The sequence below is a fragment of the Shewanella xiamenensis genome, assembly GCF_014647135.1.
GTDB classification, from domain to species: Bacteria; Pseudomonadota; Gammaproteobacteria; order Enterobacterales; family Shewanellaceae; genus Shewanella; species Shewanella xiamenensis.
In genome coordinates this window covers 188,139-214,515 of the sequence record NZ_BMOP01000001.1, presented here as the reverse complement: position 1 = coordinate 214,515, position 26,377 = coordinate 188,139, and the positions used below count along the sequence as shown (strand labels likewise).

Here is a 26,377-nt window from a genome sequence, read left to right as displayed (position 1 = left end):
TACCGACTCCCTCCCCCAAGTTGAAGGTTAACTTTGTCCCAGCAAGATAAAACTCGGCTTAGGGATGACTTTGGCGACACATTTTCCTATTATGGCGTCACACTAAGATAATCAAATTGTATTTGTGATAACTAAACACACCCTATTCAAACTGGCTTTAGCCGTAGCCTTTGTCGTGATCAGTTATCTGGTGTTCTCCAGACCAACCTATTCGCAAAGCATCCCCCATATCGATAAAGTAGGCCATCTTGGAAGCTTTTTCTGCCTCTCGTATCTGACCTATCTCGCCTTTCGTCCTAAGTGGTATTGGCTCTCACTGGTACTTGCAACTTACGCGATGTTAATTGAGATTGTGCAATCCCGCCTCCCCTATCGCAGCGCTTCAATAGGTGATGTGTTGGCTGATTTTGCGGGTATTGCCTTGTTTTATTTTTGTCTTTGGGCCTATCGAAAATATGTTAGTGCCGCACAACTCAAGGAAGAATAATGTTAGGCCAAGATGTGCCATTAGCTATAGAGTCTCAAGTCACTAATATCGCGATTTTAGGCGCAGGTGCTGTAGGGCAATTAATTTGCCATCAACTGCATTCAGCGGGATTAGCGGTAGGCTTAATTGCACGGGACTCCTCGGTATCAAACCTTGAAGCAACTGATTGGCAAGACTTGGTATTTAGCCATTTGTCCCCAAGCGATGCCGTTACTGACTGTGTGTCCTATCGAGTCCCGCTGCTTAGCGCCGACAAAGCCCACTTACAGCAAGTACAACTGTTGATTGTGTGCGTAAAAGCTTATCAAGTCATTGATGCAATAGGTCCTTTACTCAACAAGTTATCGCCACAATGTCATATCCTATTATTACATAATGGTATGGGGCCACACCTCGCGCTCGCACCAATGTTAAATGGCCGCGGCCTAAGCTTAGGCACGACCTCGCAGGGCGTATTACGTCAGTCATGTTGGCAAGTTAAGCAAACCGGCCAAGGCTTAACCCAGTTGGGTCATTTTACCGGCCCGGCGCTACCACAAACGCTTAGAGATAACCTATTACATGCCATCCCAAACAGTGAGTGGGTTGAGGCGATTATCCCCTGTCTTTGGCAAAAACTGGCCGTAAACGCCGCAATCAATCCTCTTACGGCGCTGCATCAATGCCCCAACGGCGCTTTGGCTCAAGCTGAGTTTAGTGACACCATTGCTAGTATCCTAGATGAATTAGTCGACGTTGCAGCACATGATGGGATTGAGCTCGACAGGCACTTCTTAGAGCAGCGCGTCTATCGAGTGATTGAACTCACAGCCGCAAACTTCTCATCGATGCACCAAGATGTTGCAAACCACAGACTCACCGAGATAGACCAAATTAATGGCTATATTTGTGACCGCGCCAACGCGCACGGTTTAAGTGCAGCAACTAATACCAAGATGGTCCGCGCTATTAAACAGCTTTCGGCAATAACGTTACCACGATAACTGCATATTCAATTGATTTTAAATAGATTTAATATAAGCCTGCCGTAGAAAATCATTCTCGATAATACTTAACAGTGTTTAAATGCACCCTAATTGGCTTTTTTGCATTTAACGCACCAAGGGCGCGCACCAAGTCAGGGCGTGCTCATCTATTTTTGCACTATTTTGCAGCAAAAATAAGATTTATTTGGGTGCACCACATTATTAACATAATGATAATAAAACGTTTATTGTTGTGGCCTAATTCCTGCTATATCCAACGAACTGATGCCTGATGTTCGTTGGAGAATAAAGTTGAAACTCATCACCGCAATTATTAAACCTTTCAAAATTGATGATGTACGTGAAGCGCTCACTCAACTGGGCGTCCACGGCATGACAGTGACTGAAGTGAGGGGTTTTGGCCGGCAAAAGGGGCACACAGAGCTCTATCGCGGCGCCGAATATGCTGTCGACTTTCTCCCCAAAATGAAGCTTGAAATCGCGATCCACTCAGAGCTTGAAGAAGCTGTAATCGAAGCCATCATCCAAGCAGCTCGCACAGGCAAAGTCGGTGACGGTAAAATTTTTGTCACTCCGCTCGAACAAGTGATCCGCGTTCGCACCTCTGAAGAAGGGAGCGATGCCATATGATCAATCCAAAATCTAAGTGCAGTTATCAAGCGTTACTTATCCTCATCGCGAGTAGCTTTACAGCTCCAGTATTCGCCGATGAGGTGCAGTTAAGTGGTGCCAACACCGCATGGATTTTAAGTTCATCAGCCTTAGTATTACTGATGACGCTCCCTGGACTGGCATTATTTTACGGTGGACTGGTGCGTAGCAAAAACGTGCTCTCCATTTTAATGCAGTGTTTTTCGATTGCTGCTATTGCCTCAATACTCTGGTTTGTCGTGGGTTACTCCATCGCCTTCGATACAGGCAATGGTTTTATCGGTGGGCTAAATAAAGCATTTTTAGCCAGCATTGGTCGTGAGAGTATGAGCGGTGATATTCCCGAACCTTTGTTTATGCTATTCCAAATGACCTTTGCCATTATCACGCCAGCGCTGATTATCGGTGGCTTTGCTGAGCGAATGAAATTTTCTGCGGTACTCATATTCTCAAGCACTTGGCTGCTGTTAGTCTATGCACCTATCACCCACTGGGTATGGGGTGGCGGCTGGTTAGCTGAGCTTGGGCTCTATGACTTTGCCGGCGGCACAGTCGTACACATTACCGCAGGGGTGGCGGCACTGGTTGCGGCAAAAGTACTTGGCCCACGCAGGGGATTTTTAAACTCAGCGATTATGCCCCACAACTTGACCATGACTGTCACAGGTGCGGGCATGCTGTGGGTGGGCTGGTTTGGCTTTAATGGCGGCAGCGCCTTAGGCGCCAATGGTACAGCGGCAATGGCGATACTCGCGACCCATTTGGCGGCGTCGATGGGTGCCATCACTTGGGCTGGGATTGAATGGTATAAATTTGGTAAAGCCAGCGCACTTGGTATCGTTACAGGTATGGTGGCGGGTTTGGGAACAATCACGCCTGCATCGGGTTATGTTGGCCCAGCTGGAGCCTTAGTGATTGGTTTTCTTGGCGGGGTGGTCTGTTTCTTTTCAACGGTTTACATTAAACAAAAATTGAAGATTGACGACTCTCTCGATGTATTTCCTGTCCATGGTGTAGGCGGCATCCTCGGTACGTTGCTCGCAGGCGTTTTTAGTTCGACTCAACTTGGGATCTTTAGCGGCTATGGTTTTGCCACTGTTAACGACACTATGATTGACCAACTCGGCGTCCAAATGATTGGTATCGCGGCGACCTTTAGTTATACCGCAGTAGTGACTTGGCTCTTGTTTATCGTTATTAGCAAACTCCTTGGAGGACTGCGTGTCAGCAGTGAGCAAGAAGTGAATGGGCTCGATCTTTCTGAACATGAAGAAACGGGTTACAGCCTGTAAGTACATCAACCTCTACGCAAAACCTATAACCGTCAGGATACCTATCCTGACGGTTGTTGTTAGTTGCGTTTCTTCAGCCAAAGGGCAAGCTCATCTAATTTCATCGGTTTAGCGAATAAATATCCTTGCAGAAAATGCACATTACGACTGATTAAATAATCCGCCTGTTCCTGTGTTTCTACCCCTTCTGCTACAGCGACATAATTCATTTTATGGCAGAGTTCGATAATAGTATCGAGCACATGGGAAGTGACCGAATCTTGGCCTATGGTATCGATAAAGCACTTATCTATTTTAAGGTAGTCCAAGGTAAAGGTTTGCAGCAGCGATAAGGTCGTCTGTCCGGTGCCAAAATCATCAATAGCGACTAAAATGCCAAGCTCACGCAATGCTGTAATTCGCTCGCACATATCCGCAGTTAATAGCTGCCGCTCGGTAATCTCAATCAAAGGTTGAACACCAATTTGAGAAAAAGCATCCTTTAAATAGCGAAATTTAGCTTCAATATCACTTTGAATAAAATGCTCAGGTGCTACGTTAAAGCCAATTCGAAACCCTGGCTGCACGGAAAACAAACTAAAATCGGCTAAAGCGCGTTCAAAAATATAATTAGTTAGCGGCACGATCAGTTGGCTCTGCTCCGCGATGGGAATAAATAGATCTGGCCGCACCAAGCCCATTTGCGGATGTAGCCACCGTACTAATGCCTCAACCCCTTTAGCCTTACCGTCTTCAGTACAAATAATAGGTTGGTATACAAGGAAAAATTCTTTATTTTCGATCCCGCTTCTAATATCGTCGGCCAGTGAATAGCGGTTTTTTTTACGCCAAAGATGTAAACCGACTAACCAAGTAAATGCCAAAAAAACGGGGAGCGATAGCCCAAAAGATATCCAGAAAAAGTACCAAAAAAACGCTTGCGAGACCTCAAGTAGGATCACGAATTCCGAATTATCAGCCTTTACGGCAACAACTTTCCCATCACCAAACTGTGGCACAGTCGGTAATGTCGCGCCCTTCAACCCCAATACCACATTCAGCACAGGACGAGGAAACACCTCTGGCTGAATAAAGCTGTCGATAAAATATTGCCCTTCAATAATCACAACCGCTCCACTCGTTTGGTTGACCTGCGTAGCAATAACAATGATGGCAGGGACACCTAAACGCGCAGGCGTTTCAGGAACAATAAAATAAGTAGGCTCTTTTAGGGTCGGTTCAGGTAAGAGTGTGTTCAGTGGAAAATCAATTTCACCATTTGTGGATGAACAATAAAAACCATAAGCATTAAAAAGCAGTACACCACGATAATAGGGCTTAAACTTCATATACTCATTCAGGTCACTACAATCACCTTGACTAAGAGTGTTGGCATACTGACCAATTGACTCAGACTGGCTTAATAAATCCTCAAGCCGTTTGAGATTAAACTCACCAACTTCATGCACCTTTTTCTCAACCAAATAACTCGTCACCATAAAACTGGATGCGATAGCCAAGACAACAGGAACAGACAACATAATGAATAAATGCTTGCCTGAAAGATCGTACTGAGAGATGAATAAGCGTAAAAGTGACGACAGGCTGTTAATACGATTCTGCATCCGGAATCCTTATCTTGTTGCCATTATAGCGATTTATCTTGGTTAAACATTGCGTTGCATATGATAAATATAAAACAGCTCAAATACTCATCCCCACATCACGAGTATGGCAGCAACCGCAATGAGTGCTAGACCAAGCATTTCTTTTATTTTTACGCGTTCCTTTAACCAGAATGCTGAAATCAACATCATAAAAAAGATTTCCACCTGGCCTAAGGTTTTCACATAAGGGACAGTTTGTAACGACATCGCACTGAACCAACCAATAGATCCAAAACAACTTGTAGTACTGGTCAGCAAGGTTAACTTAGGCCGTTGTAACAGGCCGATTAATGTTTCTTTATCCTTTAAAACCAAGTAACTGGCTAGCACGATTGTTTGCAGGCTAATCACCACCAACAACACCCAAGCCGCACTATGAGGAAAACCGACATCTAACCTCAAACTAGCTTCTCGCACCCAAAGCGAAGTCAGCGCAAAGGCGCTGCCACTGGCAATGCCAAGGAGCACAGTGCTTAGGGATAGCTGCCTAAGCCCCTGCTTAGCACTCAGCAAAAATACAGCGATACCGCCCAAGATAACCCCAACCCAGCCGAGTAAGGATAAATGGGTACCAAAGAACAATGTTCCTAAGATTGCCGCGACTATTGCCTCACTCTTAGCAAGCCCGGCACCAATAGCAAAGTTTTGCTGCTGGAATAGCTTAACCATCAGGCCGGTCGCAAGGATCTGCATCATGGATGCGCCGATAATAAAGCCGAAAAATTCCGCCGTAAAATGTGGTAAGCCGACATTATCCCAAAGATATAATAGTGCAAGATACAAGGCCGCAATTGGGCCTGCCCAAATAAACCGCGCTAAGGTGACGCCCGCGACCTTAACCTCTTTACTCAGTTGGCTCTGAAAGGCATTGCGCCACGCCTGCATAAACGCAGCGAGCAAGGTAAACAAAATCCACATAAACCTATTTCCACCAAAGCATGTTCTCTTGCTTCGACGCAAAAGATAAGAAAAGCATCATACCCCACATGGAAACATTAGACACGACACAAAAACTGATAAATGCCTTTGAGATCATACGCTAGTATGGTCATCGATTAAATAATCGCTATAAAAACGAATAGAAAATATACATAATAATTTGAATATTAATTATGGATGTATAAATTGCATGAAAGAGCCAATAATTGATGCAATAAATGACGCCCATGTATAACCCAACACAGCCATTAAAACCGCGATAGATCCTAATTTAGGATGAAAAGCACTCGCGACAACAGGTGCTGAAGCTGCGCCCCCAATATTACACTGACTTGCAATAGCAAAATACAATATGGGAAGTTTAAAATACAAACAAAATAATAGTAGAATAATTATATGAGTAAAAAACCAAATCAACCCAATAATAAAATAGTAGAATATGGATTGAAATGAAGCAAACTCAATATTCAATCCAATATTCATAATCATAAAGTACAGCAAAAAAAATGAAACAAACCTGACTTGTTTAACAAACACATGTCTTGCATAGGTCATCGAGAGTAAAATACCTAAAAGTGTTGACAAAATCATAGACCAAAAGAAACTTGATCCTAGGTTATAATGCAATAAATAAGGAAAACGATTGTTCACTGTTTGGGATAAAAATTCGGAGACCGAATGACAAAACAAAAAAATAAATAATGAAAAAGAAATGAGTAACATACAGCCAATAAAATGCTTTTTGCCATCTAACCTTGTTATATCATCTTCAATAAAAACAGGTAAATTGTTCAAATCAGCATCCAATATTCTATCAATCGCTTTTTGTTTTTTAGCCAAAAACAACAAAATAGCCATCCATACGCCAGAAAAAACCACATTTATCGTCATCATTACTGCAAAAATGGCCTCGCCAACTTGATGAATTTCTTTGACTACAAGTTGGTTTGCTGTACCACCCAACCAGTTCGCCATTAATGTTGCCATGCCACGCCATGCTGCATCGCCACCTTGCCATAAAAGCTCTTCTGGAAATAATTTAGAGCCAATCCATAAACTAATTGGCCCTCCAATACAAACACCAACAGTTCCGATGAAAAACATCAATAAAATCTTTCCACCGACTGACTTTAATGTAATAAAATCCGTACTCACAATTAGCAAAAATAAACTAAATGGAATTAAATGCGCTTTAAAATAGTCATCAACACTTGACCTGCTTGCATCTACCACATTAAAAAAACTAAATACAGCAGGTAAGGTATAGCAAATAAACATGACAGGAAAAACACTATAAAAGCGTTTAAAAAAAAGACAAGATGAAGAGTTTAAATATAACACAACGACAAGAAGTGAGATTAAAAATATAACGATTCCACACTCTGAAGAAATCATTTATTTCACCCACTTTCTAACTAGCATTATTTAAAAAATTCAAAAAAATATTAGACTGTAATGAAAGTTCATCAGACTCTCGCTGGATTGACCAGTAAGTGCGTTTATAATCCCATCCTTTCAAATCGATCAAACATAACTCCCCCCGCTCTAACTCTTCTTTTATAGCCACATAGGGTAAAACACTCAAACCTATACCCGTTCCAATTGCACGTTTAATCGCCCCAATAGTAGACATACAAATGTCATTTCTGACATAAACGTTTAAACTTTTTAACAATTGAACAGCCCTAATATGTGACAGAGAGGACTCATGGTCAAAAACCCACAATTGTTCACTTAAAATATGACTAGAACATGCTTGCTTTGCTACAGGATGTGAGCACCCACTTACAATGCAAAGCTTATCTTGCATCCATTGCTCGCATACTAGATTTCTACTTGCAGGCTTGGCATCAATGAAACCTAAGTCGATTTCTTTCTCTGATACCATTTTTTCAATCACCAGACTATTCTCTATTATGAGTTTAATTTTTACGTCTGGATATTTATCTTTAAATAATGGGATCTTTCTGGATAAAACATAGTTACCAACCGTTTTACTACTACCGATCACTAAACAACCTTTAACGCCATCCTCAGCAAAATTAAAAAGCTTCTCTAATTCATTTCCCTTACTAAGCATTTCATTAGCATAAGGCAGAATAATTTTTCCATGGGCATTTAGCTCCAAGCCACCACCAGCTCTTTCAAATAGTCGACATCCTAGCGAGTTCTCTAATTCTTTCAGAGCCATACTCACTGCAGGAGTTGACATGTGCATCAGTTTTGCCGCTTTTGAGATCTGCCTCTCGGTACAGATAGCCTTAAAGATCATTAACTGCCTTAACGTAATGCGCATCTACATCCCCAATAAACTCCAGTTGGAACAAGATAAATGAAAGATACATTTTTTAACATGACTGATATCTAATTTTAATAAAGCGGTCTATTAGACCGCTTTATTTGATATGTTCTAAAAAAGGTATCTTGTTGAAAACGAAATCAAAGTATCGTCAAATTCATTATTACCTTTTGAATCTGAGTACTCGCCTTCAAAGTAGCTTACTGCTGCACCAAATGTTAATTCCTTCATCAGATTATAATCGACACCAATTGAATATTGACTCGCATCACTATTATTTAATGTTTTAAGATCTGCACCAGCATTTTTGGTAACTTTACCCAGACCAGCATCATCTTTAAGGTACTGAAACTTGAAATCATATTTATTAACAGGAATACTCATACTTAATAAATATGAATTGCCTTTAACATTTTCATAGATACTGGATTTAGAATACTGATATATCGCCCCCACTTTTATAGATGAAATAGCAACACCAGCAACAACTCTTGTTGCCTCTAACAAATTTAGTCCATCAGCATAGGCGAGAGAAAGATAACTATTTCCTTTTTTAAATGAAGGATCACCATATACTATACTAACAGCATAATTGTTTTGATTGTCAGCAAGCATTGGATTTTTTTGATTAAAATCATCATCGAAAGCATATGTAATGCCAAGAGACATGCCTGCAACTTTTGCAGTATTGATCGTGACTAAATCACCTAACCGGTCATTACCTGCAATAATCATATTCATATCACTTGATGTAATATTGAATAGATCGACTTTACCTTCTGAAGTTTTGAATACAGTATCATTTCGCCCAAAAACGACACTACCATATTTAACCTTAAAGCCTAAATATGAGTTACGCGGTTTAAAAATATTTGTATCATCATTATCAAAACTTTCAACTCCGGCTTCGAACTTATATATCAAACTAAAATCTTCATGCACATCATAATCACCTTTAATTCCAACGTATGAGGCAAAATTCTCAAGTGAAAAACCATTAACCTTTTCATTACCAGAAATACCATGACTAGAGTTTGATACACCAAGCCACAATCTCCCATAAAAATCTAAGGGCTCAGATAAAGCTTGATTAGAACAAAGTAATAAAGCAACAGGCACAAAACAATTGGTATATTTCATAAATTTCATCCTTTAACATAAAAACGTAATTATGCTAATTCTATGTTAAAGATTCCGTTTGAACCTTAATCACACCTCTAATATAAAAATGATTAATTAAAAATTATTTAAAACAATTTCAATTTTATTTAACCACAATAATTTATTGCGCAACATCACCATTTAGCAATTAATAAAAAAATATCATAAGTGATGATTACCTCAATAAAACTATAATTGGAGAATTATATGAAGTTAACACTTTTAAGTTTTGTCTTGTGCTCCATCTTTTCTACAGCATCTTGGGCTGCAAATGACAAAAATGATCTGGCCTCTTTTCATAAAGAAATGGGAGGATGCAAGAGCTGCCACACTCAACCTGGCAAAGTATCTGACAGTGAAACTTATGAAAATCAGCAATGTAAATCATGTCATGGTGAATACAGTGCTTTGGCTAATCCTAAACTAAAGCTAGATCCTCACGCATCACATTTAGGTGATATTAACTGTACAAGCTGCCATAAAGGTCATGAAAAACCCAAATTATACTGTAATGAGTGCCACTCATTTAAAGGGCTTGAGATGCCTTTTAATAGTGCACAATCTAAAGAACCATGGGATAAAGGTTGGGACAATGATGCAATCAGCAAGGCGATTGCAGCTGGTCCAAAAGAAACGACGGATGTCATTGTTGTCGGAGCGGGAAGCGCAGGGTTTAATGCTGCTATCGCAGCGAAAAAAGCAGGAGCGCAAGTAGTATTACTCGAAAAAGGCCCATTTAGTGGTGGTAACTCTATGCTTGCAGCTGGCGGTTACAATGCAGTAGGAACTGCTCAGCAAAAAGAACATAAAGTGGATGATAAAATTGAATGGTTTGTTGAAGACACAATGAAAGGTGGTCGCTATGCCAATGATCCAAAGTTAGTGCAAATATTAGCTGAGCAATCTGCTGATGGTATTAAATGGTTAGAATCTTTAGGTGCAAACATGGATGACTTAAAACGCTCAGGTGGCGCAAGAGTTGACCGCACCCATAGACCCACAGGAGGTTTAAGCATTGGTCCACATATCATTGATGTATTGAGAAAAGCTTCAGTAAAAGAAGGGGTCGATACTCGGCTTAATTCTAAAGTTGTCAAACTTGTGATTGATAAAGACCAAAAAATTGTCGGCGTAGTCGTCCATGGAAAACATTCTGGCCACTATATGATTGCTGCTAAATCAGTTGTTCTAGCAACCGGTGGATATGGTTTTAATAAGGAAATGGTCGCATTTTATCGTCCAACGTTTAAAGGGATGACTAGTTCTAATAACATTACTTCTACTGGTGATGGTATTGAGCTTGCCAAAGCAATCGGAGCGAGTATGACCGATATTGATTGGGTACAAGCTCATCCAACTGTGGGAAAAGATAGCCGCATTTTAATCTCCGAAACTGTTCGAGGGGTAGGTGCAATTATGGTTAATAAAGATGGTAATCGTTTTGTCAGTGAATTAACGACTCGCGATAAAGCATCCGATGCCATTCTTAAACAGCCTGAACAATATGCTTGGTTAGTCTTTGATAATGAGCTTTATAAAAAAGCTAAAATGGTTCAGGGATATGACCATTTAGATATGCTTGAAAAAGCAAATACAGTTTCTGAACTTGCTAAAATTACAGGCATGAAAGAAAGCTCATTAGAAAAAACGGTTTCAAACTACAATCGTTATTTTAAACAAGGTAAAGATGAAGAGTTTGCTCGCGAACAAATGCCATTGCCACTAGAAAAGGCGCCTTTTTATGCCGTAAAAGTGGCTCCTGGTATCCACCATACTATGGGTGGTGTCGCCATTGATACCAAAGCTGAAGTGCTCGATATTCAAAGTAAACCATTAGTCGGCTTGTTTGCTGCTGGCGAAGTCACAGGTGGTGTACATGGGTATAATCGCTTAGGTGGCAATGCCGTTGCAGACACTGTGATTTTTGGAAAAATTGCAGGCACTAATGCGGCAAAACATGCGTTAGAAACTAAGTAACTCAAGCTCAGATGTACTAGTTCAGAGAGGCGTGGGAATCGCCTCTCGTCACATCTCATCGCAAGCTTTATTCATCATGATTATTGGCAATCAATTTATTGCCTGACTTCAAAAGCTCCCCAGCTATTTTTGAGAGGTTAATTTAACCTCTCTTTTTTTACTTGCTGGTATCAATTGGCTCGAAGGATTTGACTAAATCATCCATCGCTTTCATCTGCTTCAGATAATTTTCTAACTGGTGCAAAGGTAACGCACATGGACCATCACACTTAGCGTTATCTGGATCTGGGTGAGCTTCGATAAACAGACCTGCTAAGCCTAATGCCATGCCACTACGGGCTAATTCAGTCGCCTGAGCACGACGGCCTCCCGCTGAATCAGCACGGCCACCTGGGCGTTGCAATGCGTGGGTGGCGTCGAAAATCACCGGATAACCCGATTGCTTCATTTCGTCCATACCCAGCATATCTACTACTAGGTTGTTGTAACCGAAGCATGAACCACGTTCACACAGGATAATTTCATCATTACCCGCTTCATTAAACTTAGTGATGATATGGCGCATTTCGTGGGGGGCTAAAAACTGCGGCTTTTTCACGTTGATGATAGCGCCCGTTTTCGCCATCGCGACAACAAGGTCTGTTTGGCGCGCTAAGAAAGCTGGTAATTGAATAATATCAACCACTTCAGCTACAGGCGCACATTGGTAAGGCTCATGCACATCGGTAATGAGTGGCAGATTGAAGGTCTTTTTGATTTCTTCAAAAATCTTTAAGCCTTCTTCCATGCCTGGACCACGGTAAGAGTTGACAGAAGAGCGATTAGCCTTATCGAACGATGCCTTGAAAACATAGGGGATCCCTAGTTTTTGAGTCACTTCGGCATAGGTTTCAGCAATCGACATCGCGAGATCGCGAGACTCAAGCACATTCATGCCACCGAATAGCACAAAAGGTTTATCGTTTGCAATTTCGATTGAACCTAACTTTATGATTTTATTACTCATCGCAACATCTCTCTCAAATACTAGACTCTGTCCAGCGGAAAACTGAATATTGGCACTAGAGCGACTATACCGCAACTAGCTGTAAAATTTGGCCACAAATCCAAGCCATATACGTTCCTAACACATAACCAAATACGGCCAACAGCACCCCGACGGGAGCTAATGCAGGGTGAAACGCAGCAGCCACAACGGGCGCTGATGCCGCGCCGCCCACGTTAGCCTGACTACCTACCGCCATATAAAATAATGGCGCCTTAATTAGCTTAGCAATCAATAACATAAAGCTAGCGTGTACAATCATCCAAATAATACCCACTAAAAAATATAATGGTGTATCAAGGACTTTGCTTACATCCATATGCAAACCAATGGTCGCCACTAGAATATACAGGAAAGCCGATGCAACCTTAGATGCCCCCGCTGCCTCCAAATGGCGCAGAGGACTAAAAGACATTGCTAAACCTATGGTGGTCACAATCACCACTAACCAGAAGAACTTCGAGGTAAAACTGTAGTCCTCGGTCCAAGGATAATTGGCCTCAAAATACGGGCCGAGGAAATCGGCAGCAATATGGGCTACGCCCGTAATACCAAAACCAACTGCCACGATTAGCATAAGATCACGTAGGCTTGGAATGCGCGCATTTTCAGCGTGGTACTGTTCAACTTTGTTCTTTAAAGTTTCAATCGCCGTCGTATCCGCACCGGTTTTAGCATCGATTTCCTTGGCCTTTGACGCCATAAACAACAATACCGCCATCCAAATATTGGCCACAATTACATCAACTGTCACCATCACGGAGAAGATATTGCCACCGACTTCATAAATTTCTTTCATCGCCGCTTGGTTAGCACCGCCGCCAATCCAGCTACCCGCAAGGGTCGTCATACCGCGCCACACCGCATCAGGGCCATCAACACCAATCAGCGATGGCTCGATCAATGACACCAGGAGTAAAGCAATCGGGCCGCCGATGACAATACCGATGGTGCCCGTTAAAAACATGATCACAGCCTTGGGCCCAAGTCCTAAGATGGCTTTTAAATCCACGCTTAAAATCAACAACACCAAACAGGCGGGCAATAAATAGCGAGAAGCAACAGGATAAAGCTGTGATGTATGGCCATCAATCACCCCAAAGGTGTTTAGCAATGAAGGCAAGAAATAGCAGAGTAATAACGCTGGGATGAAACGGTAAAACTTTTGCCAAAATGGATGACTGCTCGTACTGGTATAAAACACAAATCCCAGAATCGTCGCTAAAATCCCCAGCGCTACCGCGTCATTGGTAACTAATGCCGTACTTGCCATGTGTATTCTCCCTGTTTGGTACAGTTGTTATTGTATTTATGCTAAAAACTGCCGTTTGCAGTTAGTGGGCAAACTTCCCATTCGCCCAGTTTGTTATTGTTTTAGAAAAACAAGAAGAGCCTGTAAGGCTCTCCTTTAAGATTTAATGATAGATTTCAGCGTGTTCACTGAGTTCTTTGAGCTGCATCTTAACGATTTCGATAACAGGATCGTGTGGGCTGTTATCGACAAAATGTTGTAGATCGGCCGCAGCAACATTAATGCATCCAAGTTGCTGCGCAATAAAAGCGCGCTCACGGTTCAAATGCACATCATCGGGATGCCACTGAAGCAACAAGTTACAACACTCCATCGCCGCCTCAAATTGATGGGAAACGATACAACCCGCCTTAAGCTCATGCAGCATGCGCGAAATCAGCTTCTTTACCGACGCCGCCTTTAAGTAACTTGGCTTAAGTTCAGCTGCATTACCCAACTCACCGCGCACTAACACATGCAGCTGGTGTTTCGTCAGCTCTTTGCCCGTCAGCGGATCGTGATAACGAACAACACCACCAACGTTACTGCGAAGCACGGTATTACCCGGTAATAGCAGGGCCTCGAGCTCTAAATCGAGCTGCTTGGCCAGTAGCATCAATACCGTTGCCAGCGTGGTGCTATTACCCTGTTTAGTGATAAGACAAGTGCCCAAGTCCGCCGCTTCAGTGCTGAAGTAATTGTCGCGAACACAGAACCCTAAATCCTGATAAAACCAACGAAACAAAGCCTTTAAGCGTTGCTGTTGATCTACCAGATAATGACTTAATACGGCTCCAGCCAATTCAAACCAAGCCCATTTCGCCGCTTCGAGGTTTGAAAAGCCAAGGTGAGCACCTACATCCAATGCCGACTCGGGCAAAGCAATGCCATCTTGCAGAGTGTATTTACCCATTAACCCAATAATACCGCTTGTTTAAAATGCGCCAATTTAGCCGCGTAGACCAACCAACCTATAGCGCCGAGAAAGGCGAATACTTTGAAAAGTTTGTTTCTGTTGGCTTTTATTGCAATCACACCCAAGGCAATATAAGCAACGACAGCGCCAATCTTTTCGGTCAACCAAGGATCCACAAAGGGATATTGCTTGATCATAAAGCACAAAGTTAAACCAGAAAGTAGCAAGAAAGTGTCAATCACATGGGGAGCGACTTTAAAGACCTTCTTGCCCATCAGTGCTGACTGACGTAAATGCAACACAAAACGAACGACAAAAAACAGCACACTCACGGCAATTAAGGTTAAGTGCAGGTGCTTAACAGCAGGATAAAGACTGTAAAAAGTTTCCATTGTGATACTTATGGCCAGTGACAAAGGCGCTAGTTTACCCTAATCATAACGCCAGACCAATGCCTAACACTCGAGATTCACAGACGGGCCCCGTCGTGCACTTTACAGGAAACCATGATGAATTTAATGATAATTGACGATGAGTCCACCGAGTTTGCCGACACGGTAAAGCAAAAAATCGTCGAATTTAATCAGCAGCACTGGCAAACGCTGCAACGCCAAAACCTAGGCTTAAAGTTGCAGGATGAGCAAGGCACCTTACTTGCGGGCTTAAGCGGCAAGACCTTCGGCAATTGGTTCTTAATCGACTATCTGTGGGTGGATGAAGCATTACGCCAGCAAAACATCGGCTCACGCTTATTACTCGAGGCTGAAAGCAAAGCCAAACAACGCGGCTGCCAATTTGTTCTGCTCGATACCTTAGATTTTCAAGCAAAACCTTTCTATGAGCGCCACGGATATCGTGAGCAGTGGGTACAGCAAGCCTATCCCGAAACCGGCAGTAAATTCTTTATGGTTAAGGTGCTGTAGCTTCTTAAAGATAAAATGTGATTTTAAGACGTCTTGTCATGAGCTTATAAAGACTAATAATCTCAACAGATACATAGACAACAACGCCATTGACGGGTAATCAATGGCGTTTTTTGGCACTCAGCTAGATTGGAGCAAATATTAAATTCCAATCAATCCCATCCACTTACCCATAGTGCATCTATCGTTGCTACCAAAATCCCGCACGGTAGCGACATTTTGGTAACCTAGCTCTGTGAGTTTTGCCCTGAGTTTTACTGCTTGTTCAAAACCATGCTCAAGCAATATATAACCATTGGGCTTTAAATAATCTCGAGCAGTTTTTGCAATGTAGTAAAGATCAGCAAACCCTTCATCGGCGGCAGTAAGCGCACTTTGTGGCTCAAAACGCACATCACCTTGATGTAAATGCTCGTCAGCCTCATCGATATAGGGTGGATTAGAAACAATTAAATCAAAGTCACGGGAAGTAATAGCGCTAAACCAATCGCTCTGCAGTATCTCAACCTGTTCAAGTTTCAGATTAGTGCGATTCGCCTTTGCCAGCGCGACCGCATCTTCCACTTTATCCACCGCGGTAATTTGCCACTCGGCGCGTTCAGAAGCCAAAGCCAGTGCAATCGCGCCGGTTCCCGTTCCCAGATCGAGCACTTTTGCATGACTTTCAAGGGGTAGGTTGAGGGCGGATTCGACGAGGATCTCAGTATCAGGACGAGGGATCAAGGTCGTGTCATTCACAATAAAGGGCAGTGACCAAAACTCACGCTCGCCAACAATGTGAGCCACAGGTACGCCTTGCTGACGCCGTTGCACCATTTGCTGGAAGCGTTTCCACTGTTCTACGCTCAAGGCTTTTTCAGGCCAAGTGTACAGATAAGCACGATTCTTATTGAGGCAATACAATAATAAAACCTCTGCATCCAAATGGGCGGATTCAGAGGTTGAAGCTAGCTGTACATAGGCCCATTGCAGGGCCTCGGCGATACAGGATTGATCAGCCAAAATTACCCCTGCTCATCAGCGAGTGCGGCTAATAAATCTGCCTGATGTTCTTGCATCAGTGGTCCTAAAATCGCATCCAAGTCACCCTCCATCACTTCGTTTAAGCGATATAGGGTTAAGTTAATACGATGTTCACTCACGCGGCCCTGCGGGAAGTTATAGGTACGAATCCGCTCAGAGCGGTCACCACTGGCGACCAGACTACGACGAGTTGACTCTTCAGCGCTGCGGCGTTTTTCATCTTCTACGGCTTGGATACGCGCCGCTAACACGCTCATCGCTTGTGCGCGATTTTTATGTTGCGAGCGTTGATCCTGACATTCCACCACAATCCCGGTTGGAATATGGGTAATACGAATGGCAGAATCGGTTTTGTTAACGTGCTGACCACCTGCGCCCGATGAGCGGAAAGTATCGACCTTAAGATCGGCAGGATTAATGGAAATCGCCTCAGCTTCAGGCACTTCATGCATCACTACCACAGTTACTGCGGAAGTGTGAACTCGGCCTTGGGACTCGGTTTCAGGTACACGTTGAACGCGGTGACCACCGGATTCAAATTTGAGTTTACCGTAGGCGCCTTCACCACTGACTTTAACGATGATTTCTTTAAAACCGCCATGCTCGCCTTCGTTCGAGCTCATGATCTCGAGCTGCCAACGGTTGGCTTCAGCATAACGGCTATACATACGGAATAAGTCGCCCGCGAAGATCGCCGCTTCGTCGCCACCCGCACCGGCACGAATTTCGATAAAGGCGTTAGTGTCGTCGTTAGGATCTTTTGGTAGTAACAGAATTTGCAGTTCGGCTTCGAGACGTTCAAGTTCAGCTTTAGCAGCCTTGATTTCTTCCTGCGCCATTTCACGCATTTCAGCGTCATCTTCTTCCAGCATTTCCTTAGCAGACTCGAGATCCGCCTGTGCCTGCTGGTAGGCTTTAAAGCCTGCAACCACTTCTTCTAACTGAGAATATTCTTTGGATAACGCACGAAAACGATCCTGATCGGCAATGACAGACGCATCACCAAGCAAAGCTAAGACTTCTTCGTTGCGCTCGAGCAAGCCTTCCAGCTTGCGGATAACGGATTCCTTCATTTAACTCGCTAACCTTAGTTTTTATCTAATCCGAGCGCTGTTCTTAACTGACCTAATGTATTCAAATCCCCCTGACGGCTCGCCACCGTGAGGGCTTGGGTGGGTGCGTGAATGAGTCTATTGGTCAGGCGATTGGCTAGTTCAATCAATACCTGCTCAGTGTCGCCCCCCTGCGCTAATTTATTCAGGGCGCGTTCCACTAACTCATCCTTTATCGCCATGCTCTGGCTGCGATACTCGCGAATACTATCGACCGACTCTAAAGAACGCACCCACTCCATAAAGAGGTGAGATTGTTCTTCAGTAATTAATTCAGCTTGCTCGGCGGCCTCCTTACGGGAAGCCTTATTCTGTTCAATAATGCTATGCAGGTCGTCCACTGTATACAGAAACGCATCGTCCAAATCGGCGACTTCCGGCTCAATATCCCGGGGAACTGCTATATCAACCAATAACATAGGTTGATGGCGACGCTGCTTTAGCGCTTTTTCTACCATGCCTTTACCAAGGATTGGTAGCGGGCTGGCGGTAGAGGATATCACGATATCGGCTTTAGGGAGAAAATCTGGTATCTGTGCCAGCGTAATTGCCGTGGCATTGAACTCTTCACACATGCTTTGAGCGCGCTCTAAAGTACGGTTTGCCACCACCATTGAGGCAACACCGTTATCTTTAAGATGCTTAGCTACTAGCTCTATCGTTTCACCAGCACCGATTAACAATACCTTAGTGGTCGACAACGAAGAGAAGATATGTTTTGCCATGCTCACGGCCGCAAAAGCGACCGATACAGCAGCGGCACCGATTTCGGTTTCGGTACGCACTTTTTTAGCAACAGAGAAAGTATTTTGGAACAAGCGGTCAATAGTTAAGGCGACAGTGCCGGCTTCTTTGGCTTTGACAAAGGCTTGTTTAACTTGACCAAGAATCTGCGGCTCACCCAGGATCAACGAGTCAAGACCCGAAGCAACGCGCATCAAATGCCTCACCGCCTCTTGTCCGTGATAATTGTAGAGGCAGGGCGCGACATCTTTATGCTCTAGGCCATGAAATTCTTCAAGCCATTCAATGATATCGGCCTCATCGCCATTGTTACAATACAACTCAGTGCGATTACAGGTCGAGACGATAACGGCTTCACCGGAGCGCGTACGACTGGCCAGACTCTTCATGGCATCATGAATTGTGTCTGGAGAGAAGGCGACTTTCTCACGCAGGTCTACCGTGGCTGTTTTATGGTTAATACCGATTGCTACAAGGCTCATCTGACTCTTTTCTAGATTCTTGGCGTCTATCTTAATAAGGGCATTCTACTGAATTGGCCCAACTAAAAACAGAATACGCTTAACAAAACCGAATAAAGGTCTAACTTCTTACCTAAATTTTCTATCAATGATAGACAATTACCGATTAGCACGACTGAAGTTATCCCAAGTGACTGCCAATGGAAATTTTACAAATGGCATTGGTATTCTTTCCAAGCCCTCGTATCATAAGGACTTTGGTATATCAGTTATAGATGAATAATTTGAAGCGCTTCACAAAATCCATTTTCTCTTGTATCGCCTTGAGCGGACTATTATTTTTAGGCGGCTGTGAAACACTGCCGCCTATGACCGATCTCAGCCCTATTACGGTCGATAATGCAGCCCAAGCTAAAGCGTGGGAGCTACAGGGTAAACTCGCTATCCGCACACCTGAAGATAAGCTCAGTGCCAATCTCTATTGGCGCCACAGCGAGGAGCGCGACGAGCTCACGCTCACGACGATGTTAGGTACTACAGTATTGACTTTGGAGGCAACGCCTCACTCGGCTCACCTACATATTGATGGCAAAGATTTTCGTGATAATAACGCCCAAGCCTTACTTGAACGCGTCAGCGGCTGGTCTATCCCGATTAATGATTTGCCCCTGTGGATCACAGGACAAACTGGCAGTTTAGATCGCGTTATCGTCGTTGATAGTACAGGCCAAACTAAGCAACTGCAAAATGTGCAAACGCCACCGCCTTGGTTAGTCACATTTTTAAGCTGGCAATCCCAAAGTGGCGCTAAGGTGCCTTACCAATTAACGCTCGAACGCGGTGATTTACAGCTCAAGCTTCAGCTCAATCAATGGCAAGCCTTAGGTAAACCCTCAATACTGCTCGGAGAAAAACCTTAGCATGTCCCAAGAGATTTCACGCAATTGGCCAGCTCCCGCCAAACTCAATCTGTTTTTGCATATCAACGGACGCCGCAGTGACGGTTACCATGAGTTGCAAACCCTATTTCAATTTGTTGACTGTTGCGATCAACTCGACTTTCGAGTGACTTACACACCTGAACTGATTTTGCACTCGAACATGTCAAACGTTGTCGCGGATAGCGATAACTTAATTCTGCGAGCCGCAAAATCACTGCAACAATCTACAGGTTATCCTGGCGGTGCAGAAATCTGGCTCGATAAACGTCTGCCCATGGGCGGCGGTTTAGGCGGTGGCTCCTCGGATGCAGCCACCACACTTGTCGCCTTGAATCAGTTATGGAATACCCAATTGTCTCATGATCAATTAGCGGCAATTGGCTTAAAACTCGGTGCCGATATCCCTGTTTTTATTCATGGTTTCGCTGCATTTGCCGAGGGAGTTGGAGAGCGTTTACAGACGGTTAATCCCGCTGAATTATGGTATTTAATCATTGCCCCTGACGCTCATGTTTCCACCACAGCGGTATTCCAAGATCCGCAGCTGCCGCGTAATACGCCTAAGCTTGGCATTGACACTTTACTGAGCCAACCTTGGAGAAATGATTGCCAAGAACTGGTCGTATCTAAATACCCTCAAGTTGCCAAGGCCTTAGGCTGGCTGCTAGAATATGCGCCGTCGAGAATGACCGGAACGGGCGCATGCGTGTTTGGGGAGTTTTCGTCGCAGCAGCAAGCTCTCGCAGCCTTGGCGAAATTACCGTCTGATATGCAAGGATTTGTTGCAAAAGGGATGAATATTTCGCCGCTCATAGTGCGACTCAATCGTCCATAAACTACTTTCTTCTAGAGCAACTTTTTTCACGATAGCCCACGGGTCCGCTCCCGTCCCCGCATCGTCGTTGCTCTAGCCACTAAAATATAAAGCAAACGCCTGAGGTTCATACAGTGCCCGACATCAAGCTCTTTGCTGGGAATGCCACCCCCAGTCTCGCTAAGAAGATAGCCGATCGTCTATTTTGTAAACTCGGAGACGCAGTGGTTGGTCGTTTCAGCGATGGTGAAATCAGTGTCCAAATCAACGAAAATGTACGTGGTGCCGATGTGTTTATCATCCAATCCACCTGCGCGCCGACTAACGATAACCTCATGGAACTGATCGTGATGGTTGATGCGCTACGCCGTGCATCTGCTGGTCGTATCACTGCTGTTATTCCTTACTTTGGTTATGCTCGTCAAGACCGTCGCGTCCGCAGCGCACGTGTACCTATTACGGCAAAAGTGGTTGCTGACTTCCTGTCTAGCGTCGGTGTTGACCGCGTTTTGACCTGTGATTTACACGCTGAGCAGATCCAAGGCTTCTTCGACGTTCCTGTTGATAACGTATTTGGTAGCCCAGTGCTATTAGAAGACATGGTTGCGAAGAAGTTAGATAACCCTGTGGTTGTCTCTCCTGACATCGGTGGCGTGGTTCGTGCTCGCGCAGTGGCAAAACTGTTAGATGATTCTGATTTGGCCATTATCGATAAACGTCGTCCACAGGCAAACGTTGCACAAGTCATGCACATTATCGGCGATGTTCAAGGCCGTGACTGCATTATCGTTGACGATATGATCGACACAGGCGGCACTCTGTGTAAAGCAGCTGAAGCCTTGAAAGAACATGGTGCAAACCGCGTATTTGCTTACGCAACTCACCCAGTGTTCTCTGGTAAAGCGGCTGAAAATATCACCAACTCAGTGATCGATGAAGTGATCGTCACAGATACCGTACCTTTAAGCCCTGAAATGCTGAAAGTGGCGAAAGTGACTCAACTGACGATGTCGGCGGTATTGGCGGAAGCCATTCGCCGTGTAAGCAACGAAGAGTCTATCTCTGCAATGTTCAGCCACTAATCTTACGGCACTTGCATAAAAAAACGCACCTCAAGGTGCGTTTTTTGTTTGCGCGTTTTAGCTTTGGTCTTATTTTACATTTTAGGATTGAATCGACTTCTGCCTTATCCATCCACAAACGCGCCTCAAAATACTATAGAAACGCCCCCCAAGGTGCGTCTCAAGCATAATCGTTTAGATCTTAAAATGGCTCACAGCACTCACCAAATACTCGGCTCGGGTTCTTAACTCGTCCGATGCCGAAGCATTAGCATCGGCTGCATGGGAAGATTGCTCCGCAATATCGCGGATGACCACAACATTCTTATTCACTTCAGCAGCCACCATACTTTGCTCTTCAATTGCAGCAGCAATCTGCGTACTCATATCCATAATGTTTCGAACGTCATTATTGATAAGCTTTAGTAATTCCCCCGCTGCTGCGGCCTGCTCAGCACTCTCTGCACCTTGTTTTTGGCTCGCATCCATTAATTGCACAATAGAACGGGTTCGGCTTTGCAAGGTTTGAATAATATTAGCAATCTCCTGTGTCGATGTCTGAGTTCGCATCGCTAGACTACGCACCTCATCAGCCACAACAGCAAATCCACGCCCCTGCTCTCCAGCACGCGCCGCTTCAATCGCAGCATTCAATGCGAGTAAGTTGGTTTGCTCAGCAATGCCGCGGATCACATCAAGCACACTGCCAATGGTTTCGCTATCGCGCTCAAGCTCGTCCACTACTGAAGCACTCGTATTAATTTGCTCAGATAACTGTCTAATTTTAAGAATCGTCTGCTCTACCTCAGTTTGCCCCAACTGAGCGTTATCATGGGTTTTACCCGCTTTGAGTGCCGCAAGCTCGGTCGTTTTAGCGATTTCATCAATGGTGGCGCCCATTTCGGTAATCGCGGTAGCCACCATATCGGTTTCGTTAAGTTGCTGCGCAACACCTTCAGAAGCAAGCATGGCATTCTCTGAGACACTCTTACTTGAGGTGTTAATAGTAGAGACAGACTCAATAACCTGCTCGATAAGCTGCTGGAAACTAACCACCATGCTATTGAAATGCTGTGCAATTTCGCCTAACTCATCTTGCGTTGATGCATCGCATCTTAGGGTTAAGTTTTTACTCACTTCGATGCGTGAAATAACCTGTGTAATGCGCGCAACGGGATTAATAATGCTACGGATTATTAAGTAAGTAATTATGCCGAGGATTAATGCAATCATCAGAAAGACAGCGATTCCAATATTCCTGCTGCTCTTTTCTGTATCTTCGATAGATTTGAGAGCAAGTTTATGCAGCTCATCGGCGCTAGATTCTGTTAATTTATTCGCGGCGATTAACTGTGCCATCGTGCCCTGTTTTTCATCTAAACCCAGTTGCTGCTCTTTACTAACGAGGCTTTTAAAGTCTTTTTGATATTGTTCGATCAATGCAACAATTTTATTTTGCGCATCAATATCTAAACTTGATGCCCTTAAGCTGCTATTAAACAAAGCAATATTGGCATCGAAGGTCTCGACATAGCTCATTTCGCGGCGCAACATAAAATCTTTTTCATTGCGTCTAAGCTGCAACATGGCAACTTGCAAAGAAAGTTGATCGTATTCCTTCAGCATGGATTCCACATTGTGCACCGCAGTTCTTAAGGTGCCATAGAGACCTGTTTTGGGTGTTAAGCCAATTTCTTGTTGCAGTTGAACAACCTCATTAAAGGCCTGTTGATATTGATTTAAATTGCGGTCAAAACTTTCGAGGGAAGTAATAGGTACATCGTATTTTTTAAAGATTTTTTCAAGCTTAGGAATCATGTCATCAATTGAGGCATGAACTTGTTTATGTTTTTCAACATATTGAATATCTTTACGGCCAAAAAAGTCCTTTTCATTTTTACGCAGTAACAACACGTCACGCTCAAGTTCGAGCACGTTTTGCGCCGCGTGGGAGAGTTCCGACTCAACTGAATTTGTATAAAGCTGCAATCCAAACATGGCTATCACGGCCGTTACAGATACGGCAGCACTGAGTAACAATTTCGAGCGGATTAACATAAAAAGCCCCTAATAAATAACATCTCTTAAAAAGATAGTTGGGAGTCACGTCTTTTACAGTAAATATAGCCTTGACATAAAAAGTTCATCTTTCATTTATTGTTTTATCCGCTTCGGAACTTTCTCCATTTTTCGATTTACATTGACAGCCAAGTATAGTGGCAACTATGAAAGTATAATCTGTGATTTTACTTTCATAGAGTTATGATTCAGAATACCAACTGGTATAAAACCTGTAAGTTCATAAACTTAACTCTAAATTTTTGCCACTAATTTTACTATAAAACTCGAACAAGTGATGCTAAATGAACTGATAAAAAATTTATTTTTATCAGATACAAACCTTTTGTGCTTTTCAGAGCGTCCAATCTATAAACATTCACTCAGATGACAGGAAAAGGCTGTGACGGCAGGGAGACTCCCACTCAACAATGCAATGTCAGAATTTGACCTCATCACCTTGGCTAGCCAAGGTAATAGAGCCGCATTTAAGCAGCTGTATTTACACCATCATCCAAGGATATATGCCCTATCACTGCGGTTATCTGGCCAAGCCTCGCAGGCAGAAGAAATCACCCAAGAGTGCTTTATTTTGGTGTGGCAGAAATTGCCGCAATTTAGGGGAGAGAGTCAGTTCTCCACTTGGTTACACAGCATTTGCGTGAATCAGGCACTGAGCTTTATCCGTAAGCAAAAGTCGTTTTGGGCACGTTTTATCCCAATGGAGAGTGACGATGAACATTCAAGCGCCGATGAACATTATCAAGGGTTAGACAAGTTGATCCTAAAACTGCCAGAGCGGGCGCGTATCGTGTTTGTACTCTGCGCGATTGAAGGCTATCAACATGAAGAAATTGCACAATTACTTGGTATTGCCGTGGGAACCAGTAAGACCCAGTACCACAGAGCCAAGCAATTACTACAGGAGATGCTGTAATGTCCTTATCTAATAATGCTCGCGAGGCCAAGCTCCAGCAGTTGATTGATGATGCTCCCAAAACACTAACGCCCGAACGGGATCTTTGGCAAGGCATCGAAAAACGTATGGATAAGCCATTAGCGTCGCAACCAGCGAGTCGCCAAGCGCCGCGACTACAAGGTGCGCAATGGGCGATTGCCGCAACTATAGTGCTGGCGGTGTTCTTCGGGTTCTACACTCAAGCTCCGGTAAAAACCTCGCTCCCAGAACAAATCGCCAGCCAAGCTGCGGATGATGAGCAAGTGCTGCAAGCTTTGCTAAGCCAAATAGCCCAGACACATCAAGCCCAGGTGACGAGCCTCGCACAGACCCCAACGGTAGTCGCTTGGCAAACGAGCCGCTTTAGCGCCCCGTTAGAGCAAGGCTTAGCGGAATTACGTCGTGCAGGCGAACAGATTTATCAAGCATTACAGGCTAATCCCACCGACAAACAACTTTGGCAACTCTGGCTTTGGGTGCAACAACGTGAACTCGATTTGCTACAACAAGGCCAAAAACTTCCGATTCAAAACTCAACACAAGGAAATAGCATATGAGCCATTTTACCCTCACGAAAACCAGTCTATTAGTGTCAACACTTTACCTTGGCCTTATGGGCAGCGTGTTCGCCGCTGAAAGTGTGGATAAGCAGTTACCCATTAGCAGCGATACTCTGCTGCAAATCAAAATCCAACGGGGCAGCGTGCAAATTCAAAGCTGGGATAAAAATGAAGTCAGCGTGACCGGCACTTTGGATGAGCTAAGCGAAGGTTTTGTCTTTGAGCAGAAAGGTAACAATCTGAATATCGAAGATAAAATGCCACGCCACTATAACGGCAGTGACAACAATGGCTCAAAGCTCACCATTAAAGTACCTAAAACCGTTAAGCTCAATGCCGATACGATTTCAGCTAATCTACAAATCAGCCAGACTCAAGGCGAGCTTGAACTCAATACCATTAGTGGCAATATCAGCGCCGATAATTTAGGGGGTAATCCGACGTTACACACTGTCTCAGGCGATATCACCACCAAAGGATTAACAGGTAAAGTGATGTTAGATACAGTTTCTGGCGAGATTAAAGATTCTGAAAGCAAAGGCGAAATAAAATACCGCTTAGTCAGTGGCGATCTCAGCAGCCAAACCTTAGCCGACAAAGTCAACGTCGAGCAGGTTTCAGGCGAAATTAATGGCGACTTTAAAACCGCTAAAGAAGTTAATGTACGTACCGTTAGCGGCGACGCCCAAGTGTCGCTAGCCAAAGCCTTTAATAAAGCCAATCTTGAAAGTGTCAGTGGCGATATGACTTTAAGCTTTGCCGATGTGCCCGATGCCAGCTTCGAGCTCAATGGCGGCCCAGGCGGCAAAATCAAAAACAGCTTGAGCCAAGATGTGCCACAAAGACAAAAATACGTGCCGAATGAATCCTTAAGCTTCCAAACGGGTGCTGGTAGCGCCAGTGTGAAGATGGACACTATTAGCGGTAATCTGATCCTGAAAAAACAATAGCCTTATCAGAAAACACGAATTAGCGATAAAAATAGCAATAAAAATGCCGCTCATCAGGAGCGGCATTTTTTTAGCCAAACGG

At 43.9% G+C, this 26,377-nt stretch carries 25 protein-coding genes; 12 read left to right on the top strand and 13 right to left on the bottom strand.

The genetic code is table 11. The features are described from left to right. The first annotated feature begins 124 nt into the window (after positions 1-124). The 4 genes from IEY09_RS00895 (at position 125) to IEY09_RS00880 (ending at position 3,416) form a co-directional block, all read left to right on the top strand. Positions 125-487: a VanZ family protein gene (locus tag IEY09_RS00895; protein WP_037422291.1), complete on the top strand. Its 363-nt coding sequence runs from the start codon at positions 125-127 to the stop codon at positions 485-487. Further along, a complete protein-coding gene (locus IEY09_RS00890) occupies positions 487-1,470 on the top strand; it encodes a ketopantoate reductase family protein (RefSeq protein WP_188869453.1) in 984 nt (327 codons plus the stop codon). Before IEY09_RS00895 ends, IEY09_RS00890 begins: the two co-directional genes overlap by 1 nt. 294 nt (positions 1,471-1,764) lie before the next feature. Next, entirely contained in the window at positions 1,765-2,103 is a 339-nt protein-coding gene (locus IEY09_RS00885) for a P-II family nitrogen regulator (RefSeq protein ID WP_037422289.1), read from the top strand. Next, positions 2,100-3,416: an ammonium transporter gene (locus IEY09_RS00880; RefSeq protein ID WP_055647726.1), complete on the top strand. Its 1,317-nt coding sequence runs from the start codon at positions 2,100-2,102 to the stop codon at positions 3,414-3,416. Before IEY09_RS00885 ends, IEY09_RS00880 begins: the two co-directional genes overlap by 4 nt. Before the next feature lie 59 nt (positions 3,417-3,475). Here IEY09_RS00880 and IEY09_RS00875 read toward each other — a convergent pair whose 3' ends face one another. The 5 genes from IEY09_RS00875 to IEY09_RS00855 form a co-directional block, all read right to left on the bottom strand. Next, complete coding sequence (locus IEY09_RS00875; protein ID WP_188869451.1) at positions 3,476-5,020, bottom strand: EAL domain-containing protein; 1,545 nt, start codon at positions 5,018-5,020, stop codon at positions 3,476-3,478. 87 nt (positions 5,021-5,107) lie between these two features. Then, complete coding sequence (locus IEY09_RS00870) at positions 5,108-5,980, bottom strand: EamA family transporter (protein WP_069454304.1); 873 nt, start codon at positions 5,978-5,980, stop codon at positions 5,108-5,110. A 192-nt stretch (positions 5,981-6,172) separates the two neighbouring features. Continuing rightward, positions 6,173-7,396 (bottom strand): DUF819 family protein, encoded by a 1,224-nt coding sequence (locus tag IEY09_RS00865; RefSeq protein ID WP_188869449.1) that lies wholly within the window; start codon positions 7,394-7,396, stop codon positions 6,173-6,175. A gap of 16 nt (positions 7,397-7,412) precedes the next feature. Then, positions 7,413-8,297, bottom strand: coding sequence for a LysR family transcriptional regulator (locus IEY09_RS00860; protein WP_037422278.1), 885 nt, complete (start codon positions 8,295-8,297; stop codon positions 7,413-7,415). Between the two features lie 114 nt (positions 8,298-8,411). Continuing rightward, positions 8,412-9,440, bottom strand: coding sequence for a porin (locus IEY09_RS00855; RefSeq protein WP_037427838.1), 1,029 nt, complete (start codon positions 9,438-9,440; stop codon positions 8,412-8,414). A 228-nt stretch (positions 9,441-9,668) separates the two neighbouring features. Between IEY09_RS00855 and IEY09_RS00850 the strand changes: the two genes are divergently transcribed. Beyond that, positions 9,669-11,438 carry a flavocytochrome c gene (locus tag IEY09_RS00850; protein ID WP_188869447.1) on the top strand — a complete coding sequence of 590 codons (1,770 nt, stop codon included), beginning with the start codon at positions 9,669-9,671 and terminating at the stop codon, positions 11,436-11,438. Between the two features lie 157 nt (positions 11,439-11,595). Here IEY09_RS00850 and kdsA read toward each other — a convergent pair whose 3' ends face one another. The 4 genes from kdsA to IEY09_RS00830 all read right to left on the bottom strand — a co-directional run bounded on the left by kdsA (position 11,596) and on the right by IEY09_RS00830 (position 15,082). Then, on the bottom strand, positions 11,596-12,444 hold the full coding sequence (gene kdsA, locus IEY09_RS00845) for a 3-deoxy-8-phosphooctulonate synthase (RefSeq protein WP_037422272.1): 849 nt from the start codon (positions 12,442-12,444) through the stop codon (positions 11,596-11,598). Between the two features lie 64 nt (positions 12,445-12,508). Beyond that, on the bottom strand, positions 12,509-13,756 hold the full coding sequence (locus IEY09_RS00840; RefSeq protein ID WP_037422269.1) for a DUF819 family protein: 1,248 nt from the start codon (positions 13,754-13,756) through the stop codon (positions 12,509-12,511). A gap of 142 nt (positions 13,757-13,898) precedes the next feature. Next, positions 13,899-14,687 carry a transglutaminase family protein gene (locus IEY09_RS00835; RefSeq protein WP_144345991.1) on the bottom strand — a complete coding sequence of 263 codons (789 nt, stop codon included), beginning with the start codon at positions 14,685-14,687 and terminating at the stop codon, positions 13,899-13,901. Continuing rightward, positions 14,687-15,082 (bottom strand): SirB2 family protein, encoded by a 396-nt coding sequence (locus IEY09_RS00830; RefSeq protein ID WP_037422264.1) that lies wholly within the window; start codon positions 15,080-15,082, stop codon positions 14,687-14,689. Before IEY09_RS00830 ends, IEY09_RS00835 begins: the two co-directional genes overlap by 1 nt. A gap of 117 nt (positions 15,083-15,199) precedes the next feature. Here IEY09_RS00830 and IEY09_RS00825 point away from each other — a divergent pair, with 117 nt between their 5' ends. Further along, entirely contained in the window at positions 15,200-15,613 is a 414-nt protein-coding gene (locus tag IEY09_RS00825; RefSeq protein WP_188869445.1) for a GNAT family N-acetyltransferase, read from the top strand. Positions 15,614-15,754: 141 nt separating this feature from the next. Here the strand turns inward: IEY09_RS00825 and prmC are convergent, their stop codons facing one another. Genes prmC through hemA form a run of 3 tightly spaced genes read right to left on the bottom strand, consistent with a single transcriptional unit; the run spans position 15,755 to position 18,974 of the window. Further along, positions 15,755-16,615 (bottom strand): peptide chain release factor N(5)-glutamine methyltransferase, encoded by an 861-nt coding sequence (gene prmC / locus IEY09_RS00820; protein ID WP_037427846.1) that lies wholly within the window; start codon positions 16,613-16,615, stop codon positions 15,755-15,757. 2 nt (positions 16,616-16,617) lie between these two features. Further along, positions 16,618-17,709 (bottom strand): peptide chain release factor 1, encoded by a 1,092-nt coding sequence (gene prfA / locus IEY09_RS00815; RefSeq protein WP_037422256.1) that lies wholly within the window; start codon positions 17,707-17,709, stop codon positions 16,618-16,620. Positions 17,710-17,723: 14 nt separating this feature from the next. Continuing rightward, the gene (gene hemA, locus IEY09_RS00810) at positions 17,724-18,974 is read right to left on the bottom strand and encodes a glutamyl-tRNA reductase (RefSeq protein WP_037422253.1); all 1,251 of its coding nucleotides are present in this window, start codon (positions 18,972-18,974) and stop codon (positions 17,724-17,726) included. 254 nt (positions 18,975-19,228) lie between these two features. Between hemA and lolB the strand changes: the two genes are divergently transcribed. From lolB to IEY09_RS00795, 3 genes are all read left to right on the top strand, one after another. Then, entirely contained in the window at positions 19,229-19,873 is a 645-nt protein-coding gene (lolB, locus tag IEY09_RS00805) for a lipoprotein insertase outer membrane protein LolB (RefSeq protein WP_088586711.1), read from the top strand. A gap of 1 nt (position 19,874) precedes the next feature. After that, complete coding sequence (gene ispE / locus IEY09_RS00800) at positions 19,875-20,729, top strand: 4-(cytidine 5'-diphospho)-2-C-methyl-D-erythritol kinase (protein ID WP_188869443.1); 855 nt, start codon at positions 19,875-19,877, stop codon at positions 20,727-20,729. A gap of 113 nt (positions 20,730-20,842) precedes the next feature. After that, positions 20,843-21,790, top strand: coding sequence for a ribose-phosphate pyrophosphokinase (locus IEY09_RS00795; RefSeq protein ID WP_037422243.1), 948 nt, complete (start codon positions 20,843-20,845; stop codon positions 21,788-21,790). Between the two features lie 174 nt (positions 21,791-21,964). Here the strand turns inward: IEY09_RS00795 and IEY09_RS00790 are convergent, their stop codons facing one another. Further along, complete coding sequence (locus tag IEY09_RS00790) at positions 21,965-23,827, bottom strand: methyl-accepting chemotaxis protein (protein ID WP_037427852.1); 1,863 nt, start codon at positions 23,825-23,827, stop codon at positions 21,965-21,967. Positions 23,828-24,230: 403 nt separating this feature from the next. Between IEY09_RS00790 and IEY09_RS00785 the strand changes: the two genes are divergently transcribed. Genes IEY09_RS00785 through IEY09_RS00775 form a run of 3 tightly spaced genes read left to right on the top strand, consistent with a single transcriptional unit; the run spans position 24,231 to position 26,295 of the window. Further along, a complete protein-coding gene (locus IEY09_RS00785) occupies positions 24,231-24,764 on the top strand; it encodes an RNA polymerase sigma factor (protein WP_037422238.1) in 534 nt (177 codons plus the stop codon). Further along, a complete protein-coding gene (locus tag IEY09_RS00780; protein ID WP_037427854.1) occupies positions 24,764-25,342 on the top strand; it encodes an anti-sigma factor in 579 nt (192 codons plus the stop codon). The genes IEY09_RS00785 and IEY09_RS00780 overlap by 1 nt, the downstream gene beginning before the upstream one ends. Beyond that, complete coding sequence (locus IEY09_RS00775) at positions 25,339-26,295, top strand: DUF4097 family beta strand repeat-containing protein (RefSeq protein WP_188869441.1); 957 nt, start codon at positions 25,339-25,341, stop codon at positions 26,293-26,295. The genes IEY09_RS00780 and IEY09_RS00775 overlap by 4 nt, the downstream gene beginning before the upstream one ends. The last annotated feature ends 82 nt before the right edge of the window (positions 26,296-26,377 follow it).

Bases quoted from the DNA above. Each gene is read 5' to 3' on its own strand.
- IEY09_RS00775 (WP_188869441.1), top strand. From the start codon at position 25,339: ATGAGCCATTTTACCCTCACGAAAACCAGTCTATTAGTGTCAACACTT.
- IEY09_RS00855 (WP_037427838.1), bottom strand. From the start codon at position 9,440: ATGAAATATACCAATTGTTTTGTGCCTGTTGCTTTATTACTTTGTTCT.
- IEY09_RS00825 (WP_188869445.1), top strand. From the start codon at position 15,200: ATGAATTTAATGATAATTGACGATGAGTCCACCGAGTTTGCCGACACG.
- lolB (WP_088586711.1), top strand. From the start codon at position 19,229: ATGAATAATTTGAAGCGCTTCACAAAATCCATTTTCTCTTGTATCGCC.
- IEY09_RS00890 (WP_188869453.1), top strand. From the start codon at position 487: ATGTTAGGCCAAGATGTGCCATTAGCTATAGAGTCTCAAGTCACTAAT.
- hemA (WP_037422253.1), bottom strand. From the start codon at position 18,974: ATGAGCCTTGTAGCAATCGGTATTAACCATAAAACAGCCACGGTAGAC.
- IEY09_RS00870 (WP_069454304.1), bottom strand. From the start codon at position 5,980: ATGTGGATTTTGTTTACCTTGCTCGCTGCGTTTATGCAGGCGTGGCGC.
- IEY09_RS00830 (WP_037422264.1), bottom strand. From the start codon at position 15,082: ATGGAAACTTTTTACAGTCTTTATCCTGCTGTTAAGCACCTGCACTTA.
- kdsA (WP_037422272.1), bottom strand. From the start codon at position 12,444: ATGAGTAATAAAATCATAAAGTTAGGTTCAATCGAAATTGCAAACGAT.
- IEY09_RS00840 (WP_037422269.1), bottom strand. From the start codon at position 13,756: ATGGCAAGTACGGCATTAGTTACCAATGACGCGGTAGCGCTGGGGATT.
- IEY09_RS00865 (WP_188869449.1), bottom strand. From the start codon at position 7,396: ATGATTTCTTCAGAGTGTGGAATCGTTATATTTTTAATCTCACTTCTT.
- ispE (WP_188869443.1), top strand. From the start codon at position 19,875: ATGTCCCAAGAGATTTCACGCAATTGGCCAGCTCCCGCCAAACTCAAT.
- IEY09_RS00850 (WP_188869447.1), top strand. From the start codon at position 9,669: ATGAAGTTAACACTTTTAAGTTTTGTCTTGTGCTCCATCTTTTCTACA.
- IEY09_RS00835 (WP_144345991.1), bottom strand. From the start codon at position 14,687: ATGGGTAAATACACTCTGCAAGATGGCATTGCTTTGCCCGAGTCGGCA.
- IEY09_RS00875 (WP_188869451.1), bottom strand. From the start codon at position 5,020: ATGCAGAATCGTATTAACAGCCTGTCGTCACTTTTACGCTTATTCATC.
- IEY09_RS00860 (WP_037422278.1), bottom strand. From the start codon at position 8,297: ATGCGCATTACGTTAAGGCAGTTAATGATCTTTAAGGCTATCTGTACC.
- IEY09_RS00780 (WP_037427854.1), top strand. From the start codon at position 24,764: ATGTCCTTATCTAATAATGCTCGCGAGGCCAAGCTCCAGCAGTTGATT.
- prfA (WP_037422256.1), bottom strand. From the start codon at position 17,709: ATGAAGGAATCCGTTATCCGCAAGCTGGAAGGCTTGCTCGAGCGCAAC.
- IEY09_RS00880 (WP_055647726.1), top strand. From the start codon at position 2,100: ATGATCAATCCAAAATCTAAGTGCAGTTATCAAGCGTTACTTATCCTC.
- IEY09_RS00790 (WP_037427852.1), bottom strand. From the start codon at position 23,827: ATGTTAATCCGCTCGAAATTGTTACTCAGTGCTGCCGTATCTGTAACG.